Consider the following 15923-nt stretch of genomic DNA (forward strand, 5'->3'; position numbering starts at 1 on the left):
GCCGGGCAGCCCATGACCCAGACCGCGAACGGGCGAGGCGCGCCCTCGACGCGCACCGTCCCCCGCGCCGGCACGAGCCGGACGGTGCCGCGGGGCCGGGCGACGGCCCGCGAGCCGCGACGCCCGCGGCCCGAGCCCGCCGAGCGCCCGTGGCTCGGCCAGTGGAACAGCACGGTGACGAGCTACTACCTGCTCGTGGGCGCGACCGCGCTGCTCGCGATCATCGGTCTCGTCATGGTGTTCTCCAGCTCGGCGGTCACGCAGATCGCCGCGGGCAAGTCACCGTTCGGGGCGTTCTTCGAGCAGGCAAAGTTCGCCCTCATGGGCCTGCCCGTCCTGCTCGTCGCCACCCGCGTCCCGGTCGGCTGGTACAAGCGGCTCGCATGGCCCGCGCTCTTCGTGGCGCTCGGGCTGCAGATGCTCGTGTTCACCCCGCTCGCGAAGAACGTCAACGGCAACACCGGCTGGATCGACCTGGGGCTCTTCACGTTCCAGCCGGCCGAGGTCGCGAAGCTCGCGCTCGCGCTGTGGCTCGGCGTCGTCCTGGGGCGCAAGCAGCGGATGCTCGGGCAGTGGCGGCACGTGCTGATCCCCGCCGTCCCCGTCGCGGTCGCGGTCGTGGGCCTCGTGCTCGCGGGGCACGACCTCGGCACGGCGCTCGTGGTCATGGCGATCATCGCGGGGGCGTTCTTCGTCTCGGGGGCCGACGGGCGCCTGCTCGCCCTCGGGGCGGGCGGTGCCGCGTTCGTCGTCGGGTACGTCTTCATCCTCAACCAGTCGGGGGGCGACCGGCTCTCGCGCATCATGGCGACGTACCGCGAGTGCACCGACACGCTCGGCGAGTGCTACCAGTCCATGCACGGCCTCTACGCGCTCGGCACCGGCGGGCTCACGGGGGTCGGCCTCGGGGCGAGCCGCGAGAAGTGGTCGTACCTGCCGGAGGCGCACAACGACTTCATCTTCGCCGTCATCGGCGAGGAGCTCGGGCTGCTCGGCACGCTCCTGGTGCTGGGGCTGTTCGTCATCGTCGGCGTCGCCACCAGCCGGATCGTGCGCCGCCACCCCGACCCGTTCGTGAAGATCACCACGGCCGGGATCGCGTGCTGGATCGTCGGTCAGGCCTTCATCAACATCGGCGTCGTCATCGGGCTCCTGCCCGTGATCGGCGTCCCGCTGCCGCTCGTCTCCGCGGGCGGCTCCGCGCTCATCATGACGATGGCCGCGCTCGGCGTGCTCATCTCGTTCGCGCGCTCGGAACCGGGCGCCGCCGAGGCGCTCGCCGCGCGGGGGAGCGTCGTGCGGCGCTCGCTCGCCGTCGTCGGCCGGGCCGCTCGCCCTCGGCGCCGGGCCGCGCGATGACCTCCCCGGCCGTCGCGACCGCCCCGGCCGCGACGCCGGACCCGTGGGGCGGCGCGCGCCCCGCACGACAGACCTCCGCACGACGGACAGGACGCGGCACCCGCCGCAGGGAAGGACGACGAGGTACGTGACGACGATCGGTTCGGTGGTGCTCGCAGGCGGCGGGACGGCGGGGCACGTGAACCCGCTCCTGGCGGTGGCGGACGAGCTGCGGGCGCGTGAGCCCGGCGTGGTGGTGACCGCGCTCGGGGTCGCGGGCGGCCTGGAGGACGACCTCGTCCCCGCCCGGGGATACCCGCTGCGGCACGTGCCGCGCGTCCCGCTCCCGCGCCGCCCGAGCGCGGAGTGGGTCAACCTCCCGGGACGGCTCAAGTCCGCCGTGGACGCGGCGGGTGCCGTCATCGACGAGACCGGCGCGCGCGTCGTCGTCGGCTTCGGGGGCTACGTCTCGACGCCCGCGTACCTCGCGGCGCGCCGTCGCGACGTCCCCGTCGTGATCCACGAGCAGAACGCGCGCCCCGGCCTGGCGAACCGCCTCGGCGCCCGCTGGGCCGCGCGCGTCGGCGTGACGTTCGAGGGCACGCCGCTCAAGGGCGGCGTCGTCACCGGGCTGCCGCTGCGCCGCGAGATCCAGGACCTCGTGGCCGCGCGGACGGCGGACGCCGCGGCGGTGCGCGCGGACGCCGCGGCGCGCCTCGGCCTCGACCCCGGCGCGCGCACGCTCGTCGTCACCGGCGGCTCGCTCGGGGCGCAGAGCCTCAACGAGGCGGTGTCGGGGGCCGCCGGCGCACTCCTCGGGACGGGCACGCAGATCCTCCACCTGACGGGCAAGGGCAAGGACGGCGCGGTGCGCGAGGCCGCGGCCGCTGCCGTCGCGGCCCAGCCGGGTGCGCGCTACGACGTGCGCGAGTACCTCGCCGAGATGCAGCTCGCGCTCGCGGTCGCGGACCTCGTCGTGTGCCGCGCGGGCGCGGGCACGGTGGGCGAGCTCGCCGCGCTGGGCATCCCGGCCGTCTACGTGCCGCTGCCCATCGGCAACGGGGAGCAGCGGCTCAACGCCGGTCCCGTCGTCGCCGCGGGCGGTGGCCTGCTCGTCGACGACGCGCAGCTCGACGCCGCGTGGGTCGCGCGCGAGGTCCCCGCGCTGCTCGGTGACCCGGGCCGGCTCGACGCGATGGCCGCGGCCGCCGCGGGGGCGGGCGTGCGCGACGGCGCCGCGCGCGTCGCGGACCTCGTCGCCGAGGCCGTCGCCGGTGCTCCGGGGGCGCGACCGTGACCGCGCCGTCCGGCGAGGGCCCGCTCGCGCTCGAGGCCCTCGGCACGGTCCACCTCGTCGGTGTCGGCGGCGCGGGGATGTCCGTCGTCGCCCGCCTCCTCGCCGCGCACGGCGTCCCGGTCCAGGGCTCGGACGCGCGCGAGGGCGACGCGCTCGCCGCGCTGCGCACCGACGGCGTCCGGGTGTGGGTGGGGCACGACGCCGCGCACGTCGCCGGCGCGGACACCGTCGTCGTGTCGAGCGCGGTGCGCGAGACGAACCCCGAGCTCGCCGCGGCGCGGGCGGCCGGGCTGCGCGTGCTGCACCGCTCGCAGGCGCTGGCCGCGCTCATGGCGCGCGGCCGGTCCGTGGCGGTGGCGGGCGCGCACGGCAAGACGACGACCTCCGCGATGATCGCGACCGTCCTCCGGGGTGCGGGCCTCGACCCGTCGTTCGCGATCGGCGGCACGGTGCTCACCGAGGACGGCCCGGTCGCGGGCGGCCACCTCGGGTCGGACGTCCTGGTCGCCGAGGCCGACGAGTCGGACGGGTCGTTCCTCAACTACGCCCCCGACGTCGCCGTCGTCACCAACGTCGAGCCCGACCACCTCGACCACTACGGGTCGCGCGCCGCGTTCGAGCAGGCGTTCGTCGACTTCGCCGCGCGGATCGTCCCGGGCGGGACGCTCGTCGCGTGCGCCGACGACGCGGGGGCGCGTGCGCTCGCCGTCGCGCACGCGCGCGACGGGGGAGCGGTGGTCACGTACGGCACGTCCGCGGACGCGGACGTGCGCGTGGCGGGCGTGGTCGCCACCGAGGACGCGGGCCGGCCGGGGGCGCGAGCCTCGCTCACGGGCACGGTCGGCGCGGCGCACCTCGACGGGCTCGAGCTGCGGCTGCGCGTCCCGGGCCGTCACAACGCGCTCAACGCGACCGCGGCCGTCGTGACGGCGGTCGTGCTGGGCGTCGACCCGGCGGCGGCGGTCGCCGCCGCGCACGGCTTCCTCGGCACCGGCCGGCGCTTCGAGGCCCGCGGCGAGGCGGGCGGCGTGCGCGTCGTCGACGACTACGCGCACCACCCGACCGAGGTGGCCGCGCTGCTCGCCGCCGCCCGACCCGTCGCGGCCGGCGGCCGGGTGCTCGTGCTCTTCCAGCCGCACCTGTTCTCGCGCACCGCGACGTTCGCCCGCGAGTTCGCGCAGGCGCTCGCCGGTGCGGACGAGGTCGTGGTCACGGGCGTCTACGCGGCGCGCGAGGAGCCGGACCCGGCCGTGAGCGCGCGCACGATCACCGACCTGGTCGACGCCCCCGGCGTGGTCGTCGCGGCGGTCGAGGACCGCGTCGAGGCCGCGCACCGCGTCGCGGACGCCGCCCGCCCGGGAGACCTCGTGCTCACCGTCGGGGCGGGGGACGTCACGGAGCTGGGCACCGTCGTCCTCGAGCGCATCCGCGCGCGTCGCGACGGCGCCCCGGCGCCCGGAGGGGGCGAGGCCTGATGCGTCCGCCGCCCAAGCCTCGTCCCGCCGCGCCGCGGCCGGGCCGGTCGGGCGCGGGCGAGCGGGCCGGACGGCCCGCGGACCCGGGCCCCGCGAAGCCGGCCCCGCCCGCGAGCGCGCGCCGGGCGCCGGTCGAGGACACGCCGACGCGCCCGGTGCGCCGCGTCGCGGCCCCGAGCTCGGAGCTCGTGCGCTCGTCCGGCGGCCGCCCCGCGGCCGGGCGCCCTCCCGCTGCGCGCGGCGGTGGCCGGGGCGCGGGCGCGACGACGTCGGTCCCGCGCGGTGCGTCGACGGCTCCGACCGGGGTGGTCTCGCACGGCATGGCCGAGCGCCTCGCCGAGCGCGACGCGATGCGCCGCCACCGCGTGCGCACGCGCATCCTCGGCTGGGCCGCGGGGCTCCTCGTCGTCGCCGGACTCGCGTGGGTCGCGTTCTTCTCGCCCGTGCTCGGTCTCGACCTCGAGAAGGTCACGGTGTCCGGCGAGGGCACGGTGATCGACCCGCAGCAGGTCCGCGACGTCGTCGCCGCGGCGGACGGCGTGCCCCTGCCGCGGCTCGACACAGTCGCGCTGCGCGAGCAGGTGCTCGACCTCAACGGTGTGCGCGACGTCGAGATCCGGCGTGCCTGGCCCTCGGGGCTGGACGTGCTGCTCGAGTCGCGCGAGCCCGTCGTGGCGGTCCCCGTGGACGACGGCTTCGCGCTGCTCGACGCGGACGGCGTCCACGTGCGCACCGACCCGGCGGTGCCCGAGGGGCTGCCGGAGATCGACGCGCCGCTCGACGACCATGGGGCGCGCGCTCTCGACGCCGCGCTCGTGCTGCTCAACGCGCTCCCGGCGGACCTCCACGCGCAGGTCGCGGAGGTCTCGGCGCCCACGCGCGACGCGGTCCGCATGACGCTGCGGGACGGCGTCGTCGTCGAGTGGGGGAGCTCGGAGGAGGCGGCGCTGAAGGTGCGCGTCCTGCAGACGCTCCGGGCCGTCCCGGAGAACGCGGGGGTCTCCGTGTACGACGTCTCGGCCCCGCGGCTCCCCGTGACGCGATGAATGGGCGCGGGGCGATCTCCGACACGCGCGAGACGGTCGTTGATGATGGGCACGTCGACACCTACGGTCGACCCATGAACGACCTGACATAACTATAACCCTCTACTTGAGGGTGAAGGTTCAGGGCTGACCGATCGAGAGGCATTGACGTGGCAACTCCGCAGAACTACCTAGCAGTGATCAAGGTGGTCGGCATCGGCGGTGGGGGCGTGAACGCCGTCAACCGGATGATCGAGGTCGGCCTCAAGGGTGTCGAGTTCATCGCCATCAACACGGACGCGCAGGCGCTCCTCATGTCCGACGCGGACGTCAAGCTCGACGTCGGCCGTGAGCTCACGCGCGGCCTCGGCGCCGGTGCCGACCCGGAGGTCGGCAAGAAGGCGGCCGAGGACCACGCCGAGGAGATCGAGGACGTGCTGCGCGGCGCGGACATGGTCTTCGTCACGGCGGGCGAGGGCGGCGGCACCGGTACGGGCGGCGCGCCCGTCGTCGCGCGCATCGCGCGCTCGCTCGGCGCGCTGACCGTCGGCGTCGTGACGCGGCCCTTCACGTTCGAGGGCCGCCGCCGCTCCGTCCAGGCGGACCAGGGCATCGAGAACCTCCGCAACGAGGTCGACACCCTCATCGTCATCCCGAACGACCGCCTCCTGTCGATGTCGGACCGCAACGTCAGCGCGCTCCAGGCGTTCCACCAGGCCGACCAGGTGCTGCTGTCCGGTGTCCAGGGCATCACCGACCTCATCACGACCCCCGGTCTGATCAACCTCGACTTCGCGGACGTCAAGTCCGTCATGCAGGGCGCGGGCAGCGCCCTCATGGGCATCGGCAACGCGCGGGGCGACGACCGCGCGGTGCAGGCGGCCGAGATGGCGATCTCGTCGCCGCTCCTCGAGGCGAGCATCGACGGCGCCCACGGCGTGCTGCTCTCCATCCAGGGTGGCTCCGACCTCGGCCTGTTCGAGATCAACGAGGCCGCCCGCCTCGTCCACGAGGCCGCGCACACCGAGGCGAACATCATCTTCGGTGCCGTGATCGACGACGCGCTGGGCGACGAGGTCCGCGTCACCGTCATCGCGGCCGGCTTCGACGGCGGTGCCCCGCAGGTGCGGGGCGACGCGCGAGCGCTCGGCCAGGTGGCCGGGGCGCAGCGTCCCGCGACGAGCGCGATCCCGGTCGTGCCCGCCGCGCGCGCCGTGCCGCCGGCACCGACGACGGGCGCGCACACGCTGCCGCGGCCGGTGGTCCCGATCCAGCCGGAGGCCGACGACGTGCCCGTCACGCTCGACGGCGGGCACGGCCCGGTGCCGGTGCAGCCCGTGGCGCCCGCGCCCTTCACCGTGGTCGGTTCCGGCGACGCCGGGAACCACAACGCGGAGGCCGTCCCGGGCGGGCAGAACGAGGGCGTCGACGTGCCGCCGCGGATCTTCGACGAGGAGCCTCCGCGCCGCAAGGTCGAGGAGCTCGACGTGCCCGACTTCCTCAAGTGACGCGGCGCGGCCGCGCGACGCGGCGCGGGGCTCCGTGAGCGCCGTGCCCGTGCAGGACGGGAGGGGCGGTGTCGACGGCGCCGCCCCTCCCGTCGTGCTCGAGGTGGACCTCGGGCCGGGCGTGCGCGCCGGCTTCACGACCCGCACCGGCGGTGTCTCGCCGGCGCCGTGGGACACGCTCAACCTCGGGCTGAACGTGACCGACGACGCCGACCGGGTGCGCGCGAACCGCGCGCGGGCAGCCGCGTGGCTCGGGGCGGACCCGGCCTTCGCGACGCAGGTCCACGGCACCCGGGTCGCGACGGTGGAGCCTGCGCCGCGCGGTACGACCCCGGCTGACACGGTGGGGGAGGCGGACGCCCTCGTCGCCGCGTCCCGCGGCGCGGGCCTGGGCGTCCTCGTGGCCGACTGCGTGCCCGTCCTCCTCGCGGACGCCGAGGCCGGCGTCGTCGGCGTCGCGCACGCGGGTCGCCGCGGGCTCGCGCACGGGGTGGTCGCGGCAGCGCTGGACGCCCTGGTCGCCGCGGGTGCCCGGGTCGACCGGGTGCGTGCCGCCGTCGGGCCGAGCGCGTGCGGCCGGTGCTACGAGGTCCCCGCGACGATGCGGGACGACGTGGCGCTCGGACGTCCCGACACGTGGTCGACGACGTCCTGGGGGACGCCCGCGCTCGACCTGCCGGCCGGGGTCGTCGCCGACCTGGTCGCCGCGGGCGTGGCGGACGTCGTCCGCGTCGCGGCGTGCACGATCGAGGACGAGCGGTTCTTCTCGCACCGTCGCGCCACGCGCCACGGGACGACGACCGGCCGGTTCGCCGGTCTCGTGGCGCTCACCGGTACCTGAGCGGGCTCGGTCCGACCTCCGCACGAGGTTGCGCACGCCGGGCGTGTCGTCCGGGGCTCGCCGCGCACCCTCGGTTAGCGTGAACGCACCGGTCCGACGGCCGGTGGACCGAGGATCGATCGAGGACGGAGCAAGGCCCATGGCGGGAGCGCTGCGCAAGACCATGCTGTATCTGGGCCTCGCTGATGATCGCGGCGAGGACGAGCAGGACGAGTACGTCGACGAGCTCGACGAGACGGGGGCGGACGTGGCGCACGACTACCAGGCACCGGTGACGCCGCTGCACCGCGCGCTCGGGCCGCGCGAGGTGCCGCAGACGAGCATGTCGGCGGCCGAGCTGCGGCGGATCACGACGGTGCACCCGCGCTCGTACAACGACGCGCGCGTGATCGGCGAGGCGTTCCGCGGCGGCACCCCGGTGATCATGAACCTCTCGGACATGGACGACGCGGACGCGAAGCGCCTCGTCGACTTCTCCGCAGGCCTCATCTTCGGGCTGCACGGGGCCATCGAGCGCGTCACCAACAAGGTGTTCCTGCTCTCGCCCGAGCACGTCGAGATCACCGGCGAGGAGCAGGCCGCCGCGCCGGCCCCCGGTCGCGCGGGCTTCTACAACCAGAGCTGAGCGCGCGCGCGGCGCGACGCACCCGCCGAGCACGCGCCGCATGCACGGAGGGACGGGCGCGGTGACGCGCCCGTCCCTCCTGCGCGTCCGCCCTGGGCGTAGCGCGTGTCCCCGGCGGGGCCGGGGGCGGCGCGTCTGGCACAGTTGACCCGTGATCTGGGACCTCATCACAGGCATCGTCGGATTCCTGCTCTGGCTCTACCTGCTGCTGCTCATCGGTCGGCTCGTGTTCGACTGGGTGCAGTTCTTCGCGCGCGACTGGAGGCCCCGGGGGGTCCTGCTGGTGCTCGCCGAGGTGATCTACTCGGCGACGGACCCGCCCCTGCGCGCGCTGCGCCGGCTCATCCCGCCGCTCTCGCTGGGTCAGGTGCGTCTCGACCTGGCCTTCATCATCCTGTTCTTCGCCGTGACGATCGCGGCGCAGGTCGTGTCCTCGCTCTGAGACGCACGTCACGTGAACGGGACGTCGGGCCGGTCCGGACCGGGCCGCTACGTCCGGTTCGCCCCGACCCCCACCGCACGCCCGCGCACGCTGCACGTCGTCGGCACGGTTCCGACGGCGCGCGACGGCGCGGCTGCCCCCGCCCCTGAGGGCAATGTCCGCTACTTTGGAGTCTGGTGATCGCGAGGTCGCCCGGACCGACACGCAAACGCTATGAGGTGAACCGATGGCACTGCTCACTGCAGAGGACATCCTGAACAAGAAGTTCTCGGCGACGAAGTTCCGCGAGGGCTACGACGTCGAAGAGGTCGACGACTTCTTGGACGAGGTGGTGAGGACCCTCAACTCCGTGCAGGAGGAGAACGAGGACCTCAAGTCGAAGCTCGCTGCGGCGGAGCGTCGTCTCGCCGAGCTCAGCCGGGCCGACGCGTCCAGCGCTGCGGTGCAGCCCCCCGTCGTCGAGACGCCGAAGGCGCCCGAGCCGGAGCCGGAGCCCGTGCGCGCGGCCCCGATCTCGCAGGCCGTCGTCACGAAGAACGCGGCGGAGCCCGAGTCGGCGACCGGCATGCTCCAGCTGGCCCAGAAGCTGCACGACGACTACGTGCGCTCCGGCCAGGAGGAGGGCGACCGCCTCATCGCGGAGGCCAAGGAGGAGGGCTCGCGCATCGTGCGCGAGGCCGAGGAGACCTCGCACCGCACGCTCTCGCAGCTCGAGCAGGAGCGTTCGCTCCTCGAGCGCAAGATCGACGAGCTGCGGATCTTCGAGCGCGACTACCGCACGCGTCTCAAGAGCTACCTGCAGAACCTGCTGGGTGACCTGGACAACCGGGGCAGCGCCCTCCCGCCGCGCAGCAACGTCGGCGGGGCGAGCCGCACGAGCGACCTCGCTCCCGGCATCTAGCACCTGCGTCGACAGTCCGGCAGCGGCCGGTACGCCTCGCACCTGCGCCTTTCTCCCGCCTCGGCGGTCCGGCGTGGTGTGTTGTGCGTGCCGGCCGCTGCGTCTACTCTCGCGTGACTCGAACTTGGAGGGGCGACATGACCAAGCTCACCACCGCGGCCCGTTCGGCCGTGCGCGACCGATTCCCGAACCTCGCGAAGGACGTCAAGTCCTTCCCCGTGCGCGACGGGGAGGAGCCCTGGACCCTGCGCGAGGCCGAGGAGCTCGCCGCGGAGCTGCTCGCCGAGAAGGAGCGGCTGGAGGGGGAGCTCGCCGTCGCCGACGAGGAGCTGTCGAACCTCCTGCGGCACTCCGGTGACGGCGCCGGCGACGACCAGGCCGATTCCGGGTCCAGCGCCCTGGAGCGTGAGCAGGAGCTGACGCTCGTCAACAACGTGCGCGACCTCCTCGCGCAGACCTCGCACGCGCTCGACCGCATCGCGGCCGGCACGTACGCGACGTGCGAGGAGACGGGGCTGCCGATCGGCAAGGCGCGCCTGCAGGCGTTCCCGCGCGCGAACCTCTCCGTCGAGGCCAAGCAGCGCGCCGAGCGGCGCTGAGCGCCGGTCCGTCGCCGGGCCGCGTCGACCAGGGCGACGACGTGGCAGACTTGCCGCCGATGTCCACCTCCGCGCGCCCCGAGCCCACCGACCCCGCCGACGCCTCCCCGCAGGCGCCCGCCGAACCCTCCGCAGGAGCCGTCCGGCGCGGTCCGCGCCGCGTCCTGGTCGTGTGGACCGTCGTCCTCGCCGTCCTCGTCCTCGTGCTCGACCAGCTCACCAAGTGGTGGGCGGAGTCGAGCCTGACGCTCGGCGACGACACGATCCCGCTCGTGGGTTCGCTGCTCGGGCTGCGGCTCATCTACAACCCCGGTGCGGCGCTCTCCATCGCGACCGGCATGACGTGGCTCCTGACGATCGTCGTGGTCGCGGTCGTCGTCGTCATCGTGCGCATGGTGAGCCGCATCGGCTCGCGCGCGTGGGCGGTCGCGCTGGGCCTGCTGCTGGGCGGTGCGCTCGGCAACCTCGTCGACCGCTTCTTCCGCGAGCCCGGCTTCGCGCGCGGGCACGTCGTCGACTTCATCGCCTACGCGAACTGGTTCGTGGGCAACGTCGCGGACATCGCGATCGTGGCCGCGGCCGTGATGATCGCCGTCCTGTCGGTGCTCGGGATCGGTCTCGACGGGACGCGTCACGGTGGTGACGACGCGGACGGCGCGTCGAGCGCGGAGGGCGTCGTCGAGCCGACGTCGGGGCCCGCGCCCGAGCCGACCGTCTCGCGGACCGACGACGAGGGGGCGCGGTGAGCCTCCGGTCGCTCCCGGTGCCCGACGGCCTCGCGGGCGAGCGCGTCGACGCCGGACTGTCCCGGCTCCTCGGCCTCTCGCGGACCCGGGCGGCGGAGCTCGCCGCGAGCGGCGCGGTCCGCCTCGACGGGCGCGAGGTCGGCAAGTCCGACCGGCTCGTCCCGGGCGGGTGGCTCGAGGTCGACGTGCCCGACGCCGCGCCCGCGGTCGAGGTCGTCGCGGAACCCGTGCCGGGCATGGGCATCGTGCACGACGACGACGACCTGGTGGTCGTCGACAAGCCCGTCGGGGTCGCGGCCCACCCGTCGCCGGGCTGGACCGGTCCGACCGTCGTCGGCGCCCTCGCGGCCGCGGGGTACCGGATCTCGACGTCGGGCGCCGCGGAGCGCCAGGGCATCGTGCACCGCCTCGACGCCGGGACGTCGGGGCTCATGGTCGTCGCGAAGAGCGAGGTCGCGTACACCGCGCTCAAGCGCGCCTTCAAGGAGCGCACGGTCGAGAAGGTGTACCACGCGCTCGTCCAGGGCCACCCCGAGCCGACCACCGGGACGATCGACGCACCGATCGGGCGGCACCCGAGCGCGGACTGGAAGTTCGCCGTCACGGCGGAGGGCAAGCCGTCGGTCACGCACTACGAGGTGCTCGAGATGCTGCCCGCCGCGTCCCTCGTCGAGGTGCACCTCGAGACGGGCCGCACGCACCAGATCCGCGTGCACTTCTCCGCGCTGCGGCACCCGTGCGTCGGCGACCTCACGTACGGCGCCGACCCGGTGCTGGCCTCGCGCGTGGCCCTGACGCGCCAGTGGCTGCACGCGATGCGCCTCGGGTTCGAGCACCCCACGACCGGGCAGTGGCTCGAGCTGACGAGCGAGTACCCGGACGACCTCGCGCACGCGCTCGAGGTGCTGCGCGGGGCGTACGCGTGACCGTCGCCGCCCCGGGGCCGGGCGACGCCCGGCTCGCCGTGGAGCGCGTGGTCGACGACGCCGGGCTGGCCGCCGCGCACGCGCTGCGGCTCGCGGTGTTCGTCGACGAGCAGGGCGTCCCGGTCGAGGAGGAGATCGACGACCTGGACACCGCGGAGACGACCACGCACGTGCTCGTGCGGGACCGCGAGCGGGGCGGGGAGGTGGTCGGCACGGGCCGGCTCCTCACGGACCCCGGGCACCCGGGCGAGGTGCACGTCGGCCGGGTCGCGGTCGCCGCGGTCGCACGCGGCACCGGCGCGGGCGCCGCGGTGATGCGCGCGCTGGAGGAGGTCGCGCTCGCCGAGCACGCGGTCCCCGGACCGGACGGACGCCGCACCGTGCGCGTGCTCCTCTCCGCCCAGGTCCAGGCGATCGGCTTCTACGAGCGGCTCGGCTACGCCGTGTCCGGGCCCGTCTACCTCGACGCGGGCATCGACCACCGCGACGCCGCGAAGACCCTCACGACCGACGTCTGACGTGCCGTCGGGCGGGGGCGGCGGGTCGTCCGCGTGACGTGCTGCACGACCCGCCGCGACCTCGCGGGAGTGTGGGTGGGGCACGCCTAAGATCGGTGCATGCCCACCGCGACTGAGGACTTCGTCCACCTCCACGTCCACACCGAGTACTCGATGCTGGACGGCGCGGCCCGGATCGGGGACCTGTTCGACGAGGTCGAGCGCCTGGGGCAGAAGGCCATCGCGACGACGGACCACGGCTACGTGTTCGGGGCGTTCGAGTTCTGGTCGCGGGCGCAGGCGAAGGGCATCAAGCCGATCATCGGCGTGGAGGCGTACGTCACGCCGGGCACGAGCCGGTTCGACCAGACCCGCGTGCGGTTCGGGCAGCAGGGGCAGGAGTCCGACGACGTCTCGGCGCGCGGTGCGTACACGCACATGACGCTGCTCGCGAAGGACAACGAAGGGCTGCACAACCTGTTCCGGGCGTCGTCGCTCGCGTCGCTCGAGGGCCAGATGGGCAAGTGGCCGCGCATGGACCGCGACCTGCTCCAGCGCTACGGCAAGGGCCTCGTCGCGACGAGCGGGTGCCCGTCGGGCGAGATCCAGACGCGCCTGCGCCTCGGCCAGTGGGACGAGGCGGTGCGGACGGCGGGCGAGCTCCAGGACATCTTCGGCCGCGAGAACTTCTTCGTCGAGCTCATGGACCACGGGATCGACATCGAGACCCGGGTCACGAAGGACCTGCTCCGCCTCGCGGAGACCATCGGCGCGCGGCTCGTCGCGACGAACGACCTCCACTACGTGCGCGAGGAGGACGCGTCCAGCCAGGAGGCGCTGCTCGCGATCAACTCCGGGTCGACGCTCGACGACCCGGACCGGTTCAAGTTCGACGGCACCGGCTACTACGTGAAGTCGGCGGCCGAGATGCGCCGGGTGTTCGCGGAGCTCCCCGAGGCGTGCGACAACACGCTGCTCATCGCCGAGCAGTGCGAGGTGTCGTTCAACACGAAGGCGAACTACATGCCGCGGTTCCCCGTCCCCGAGGGCGAGGACGAGACGAGCTGGTTCGTCAAGGAGGTCGAGCGCGGGCTGCACCGCCGCTACCCGAACGGCATCCCGGACGCGGCGCGCAAGCAGGCGCAGTACGAGACCGAGGTCATCATCCAGATGGGCTTCCCGGGGTACTTCCTCGTGGTCGCCGACTTCATCAACTGGGCCAAGGACCAGGGCATCCGCGTCGGGCCCGGCCGTGGGTCGGCCGCCGGCTCGATGGCGTCGTACCTCATGGGCATCACGGAGCTCGACCCGCTGGAGCACGGGCTGATCTTCGAGCGGTTCCTCAACCCCGAGCGCGTCTCCATGCCCGACGTCGACGTCGACTTCGACGAGCGTCGGCGCGGGGAGGTCATCCGGTACGTCACCGAGAAGTACGGCGACGACCGCGTCGCCCAGATCGTCACCTACGGGACGATCAAGGCCAAGCAGGCCCTCAAGGACTCGGCACGGCTCCTCGGCTTCCCGTTCGCGATGGGGGAGAAGCTCACCAAGGCGATGCCGCCGGCCGTGATGGGCAAGGACATCCCCCTGTCGGGGATCTTCGACCCGAAGCACGAGCGGTACTCCGAGGCCGCGGAGTTCCGCCAGCTCCACGACACCGACCCGGAGGCGCAGCGCGTCGTCGAGCTCGCGCGCGGCATCGAGGGCCTGAAGCGGCAGTGGGGCGTGCACGCGGCGGGCGTCATCATGTCGAGCGACCCGCTCATCGACATCATCCCGATCATGCGCCGTCCCCAGGACGGCGCGGTCATCACGCAGTTCGACTACCCGACGTCCGAGGGCCTCGGCCTCATCAAGATGGACTTCCTCGGGCTGCGCAACCTCACCATCCTCGACGACGCGCTCGAGAACATCGAGATGAACGGCAAGGAGCCGATCGAGATCGAGTCGCTCACGCTCGACGACAAGGCGTCGTACGAGCTGCTCGCGCGCGGCGACACGCTCGGCGTGTTCCAGCTCGACGGCGGCCCCATGCGCGCGCTCCTGCGCCAGATGAAGCCGGACAAGTTCGACGACCTCTCGGCCGTCATCGCGCTCTACCGCCCGGGCCCGATGGGCATGAACTCGCACACGAACTACGCGCTGCGCAAGAACGGCCTGCAGAAGATCGAGCCCATCCACCCGGAGCTCGAGCAGCCCCTCGCGGAGATCCTGGACGAGACCTACGGCCTCATCGTCTACCAGGAGCAGGTCCAGAGGGCCGCGCAGATCCTCGCCGGGTACTCGCTCGGGCAGGCCGACCTGCTGCGGCGTGCGATGGGCAAGAAGAAGAAGGAGATCCTCGACAAGGAGTTCGTGCCGTTCCAGGCGGGCTGCCGCGAGCGCGGGTACTCCGACGCCGCGATCCGGGCGGTCTGGGACACGCTGGTCCCCTTCGCGGGCTACGCCTTCAACAAGGCGCACTCCGCGGGGTACGGCCTCGTGGCGTACTGGACGGCGTTCCTCAAGGCGAACTACCCGACGGAGTACATGGCGGCGCTCCTGCAGAGCGTGCGCGACGACAAGGACAAGCTGGCCCTCTACCTCAACGAGTGCCGGCGCATGCACATCACCGTTCTCCCGCCGGACGTGAACGACTCGGCGGCGAAGTTCACCGCGGTGGGCGGCGACATCCGGTTCGGCCTCACGGGCGTGCGCAACGTCGGCGCGAACGTCGTCGACGCGATCATCCGCACGCGCGAGGAGAAGGGCGCGTTCACGTCGTTCACCGACTTCCTCGACAAGGTGCCGGCCGTCGTCTGCAACAAGCGCACCATCGAGTCGCTCATCAAGGCGGGCGCGTTCGACTCGCTCGGGCACGCGCGGCGAGCCCTGCTCGTCGTGCACGAGCAGGCCGTCGACTCGGTGATCAGCGTCAAGCGCAAGGAGGCGGAGGGCCAGTTCGACCTCTTCGCCGACTTCGGGGGCGCCGACGCCGAGGACGGCATGTCGTTCTCCGTCGACGTGCCCGACCTCCCGGACTGGGACAAGAAGCAGCGCCTCGCGTTCGAGCGCGAGATGCTCGGCCTGTACGTCTCCGACCACCCGCTGTCCGGTCTCGAGCACGTGCTGACGCGCGCGGCGGACACCGGGATCGCCAACCTGCTCGCCGACGAGGGCCGGCCCGACGGCTCCACCGTGACGATCGCCGGCCTCGTGACGTCGCTCCAGCGCAAGATGAGCAAGAACGGCAACCCGTGGGCCGCCGTGACGATCGAGGACCTCGAGGGCGCCGTCGAGGTGATGTTCTTCGGCGAGACGTACCTCGCCTACTCGACCGTCCTCGCCGAGGACCAGGTCGTGGTCCTGCGCGGGCGCGTGCGTCGGCGCGACGACACGATGCAGCTCCAGGCGATGGAGGTCTCGCTCCCGGACATCACCGTGGGCGCGGAGTCGCCGCTCGCCGTGAAGGTCTCGCACACGCGCTGCGTCGAGCCGATCATCCTGCGCCTGCGCGAGGTCCTCGCGACGCACCCCGGCTCGGCCGAGGTGCACGTCCAGGTCCTCGAGCCCGGCAAGACGACGGTCGTGCGCGCGGGCGACGGGCTGCGGGTCGAGAAGTCGCCGGCGCTGTTCGGCGACCTCAAGGCGCTGCTCGGGCCGTCCTGCCTGCTCTGACAGCGTGCCGTCGTCGGTCTCCGGCCCTGCGCGCGGTGCCGCACGG

At 73.8% G+C, this 15923-nt stretch carries 14 protein-coding genes; all 14 read left to right on the plus strand.

Annotation, left to right across the window (positions count from 1 at the left end; genetic code table 11):
* Positions 1–12: 12 nt before the first annotated feature.
* The 14 genes from ftsW (at position 13) to dnaE (ending at position 15877) form a co-directional block, all read left to right on the plus strand.
* Positions 13–1359: a putative lipid II flippase FtsW gene (gene ftsW / locus AC3WT4_RS10170; protein ID WP_108051764.1), complete on the plus strand. Its 1347-nt coding sequence runs from the start codon at positions 13–15 to the stop codon at positions 1357–1359.
* A 127-nt stretch (positions 1360–1486) separates the two neighbouring features.
* On the plus strand, positions 1487–2635 hold the full coding sequence (murG, locus tag AC3WT4_RS10175) for an undecaprenyldiphospho-muramoylpentapeptide beta-N-acetylglucosaminyltransferase (protein ID WP_108051762.1): 1149 nt from the start codon (positions 1487–1489) through the stop codon (positions 2633–2635).
* A gap of 77 nt (positions 2636–2712) precedes the next feature.
* Positions 2713–4110, plus strand: a complete 1398-nt coding sequence (gene murC / locus AC3WT4_RS10180; RefSeq protein WP_108051774.1) for a UDP-N-acetylmuramate--L-alanine ligase — start codon at positions 2713–2715, stop codon at positions 4108–4110.
* Entirely contained in the window at positions 4110–5156 is a 1047-nt protein-coding gene (locus AC3WT4_RS10185; protein ID WP_492315380.1) for a cell division protein FtsQ/DivIB, read from the plus strand. The genes murC and AC3WT4_RS10185 overlap by 1 nt, the downstream gene beginning before the upstream one ends.
* A 149-nt stretch (positions 5157–5305) precedes the next feature.
* Positions 5306–6643, plus strand: a complete 1338-nt coding sequence (gene ftsZ / locus AC3WT4_RS10190; protein ID WP_076406550.1) for a cell division protein FtsZ — start codon at positions 5306–5308, stop codon at positions 6641–6643.
* Between the two features lie 34 nt (positions 6644–6677).
* Positions 6678–7484, plus strand: coding sequence for a peptidoglycan editing factor PgeF (gene pgeF, locus AC3WT4_RS10195; RefSeq protein WP_492315381.1), 807 nt, complete (start codon positions 6678–6680; stop codon positions 7482–7484).
* A gap of 139 nt (positions 7485–7623) precedes the next feature.
* A complete protein-coding gene (locus AC3WT4_RS10200; RefSeq protein WP_034652914.1) occupies positions 7624–8109 on the plus strand; it encodes a cell division protein SepF in 486 nt (161 codons plus the stop codon).
* A gap of 151 nt (positions 8110–8260) precedes the next feature.
* Positions 8261–8551 carry a YggT family protein gene (locus AC3WT4_RS10205; RefSeq protein WP_240696747.1) on the plus strand — a complete coding sequence of 97 codons (291 nt, stop codon included), beginning with the start codon at positions 8261–8263 and terminating at the stop codon, positions 8549–8551.
* Positions 8552–8777: 226 nt separating this feature from the next.
* Positions 8778–9452, plus strand: a complete 675-nt coding sequence (locus AC3WT4_RS10210) for a DivIVA domain-containing protein (RefSeq protein WP_074810057.1) — start codon at positions 8778–8780, stop codon at positions 9450–9452.
* A gap of 137 nt (positions 9453–9589) precedes the next feature.
* Positions 9590–10051, plus strand: coding sequence for a TraR/DksA family transcriptional regulator (locus tag AC3WT4_RS10215; protein ID WP_021482712.1), 462 nt, complete (start codon positions 9590–9592; stop codon positions 10049–10051).
* Positions 10052–10110: 59 nt separating this feature from the next.
* Positions 10111–10797, plus strand: a complete 687-nt coding sequence (locus tag AC3WT4_RS10220; protein ID WP_083385412.1) for a signal peptidase II — start codon at positions 10111–10113, stop codon at positions 10795–10797.
* Complete coding sequence (locus tag AC3WT4_RS10225) at positions 10794–11723, plus strand: RluA family pseudouridine synthase (protein WP_108051453.1); 930 nt, start codon at positions 10794–10796, stop codon at positions 11721–11723. Before AC3WT4_RS10220 ends, AC3WT4_RS10225 begins: the two co-directional genes overlap by 4 nt.
* Positions 11720–12241 carry a GNAT family N-acetyltransferase gene (locus AC3WT4_RS10230; RefSeq protein ID WP_286186342.1) on the plus strand — a complete coding sequence of 174 codons (522 nt, stop codon included), beginning with the start codon at positions 11720–11722 and terminating at the stop codon, positions 12239–12241. Before AC3WT4_RS10225 ends, AC3WT4_RS10230 begins: the two co-directional genes overlap by 4 nt.
* A 99-nt stretch (positions 12242–12340) precedes the next feature.
* The gene (gene dnaE, locus AC3WT4_RS10235; protein WP_108051451.1) at positions 12341–15877 is read left to right on the plus strand and encodes a DNA polymerase III subunit alpha; all 3537 of its coding nucleotides are present in this window, start codon (positions 12341–12343) and stop codon (positions 15875–15877) included.
* Positions 15878–15923: the final 46 nt, after the last annotated feature.

Source organism: Cellulosimicrobium sp. EB106-03-01-XG111, assembly GCF_058792115.1.

Bases quoted from the DNA above. Each gene is read 5' to 3' on its own strand.
- AC3WT4_RS10220 (WP_083385412.1), top strand. From the start codon at position 10,111: ATGTCCACCTCCGCGCGCCCCGAGCCCACCGACCCCGCCGACGCCTCC.
- murC (WP_108051774.1), top strand. From the start codon at position 2,713: ATGTCCGTCGTCGCCCGCCTCCTCGCCGCGCACGGCGTCCCGGTCCAG.
- ftsW (WP_108051764.1), top strand. From the start codon at position 13: ATGACCCAGACCGCGAACGGGCGAGGCGCGCCCTCGACGCGCACCGTC.
- AC3WT4_RS10200 (WP_034652914.1), top strand. From the start codon at position 7,624: ATGGCGGGAGCGCTGCGCAAGACCATGCTGTATCTGGGCCTCGCTGAT.
- AC3WT4_RS10185 (WP_492315380.1), top strand. From the start codon at position 4,110: ATGCGTCCGCCGCCCAAGCCTCGTCCCGCCGCGCCGCGGCCGGGCCGG.
- dnaE (WP_108051451.1), top strand. From the start codon at position 12,341: ATGCCCACCGCGACTGAGGACTTCGTCCACCTCCACGTCCACACCGAG.
- AC3WT4_RS10215 (WP_021482712.1), top strand. From the start codon at position 9,590: ATGACCAAGCTCACCACCGCGGCCCGTTCGGCCGTGCGCGACCGATTC.
- AC3WT4_RS10210 (WP_074810057.1), top strand. From the start codon at position 8,778: ATGGCACTGCTCACTGCAGAGGACATCCTGAACAAGAAGTTCTCGGCG.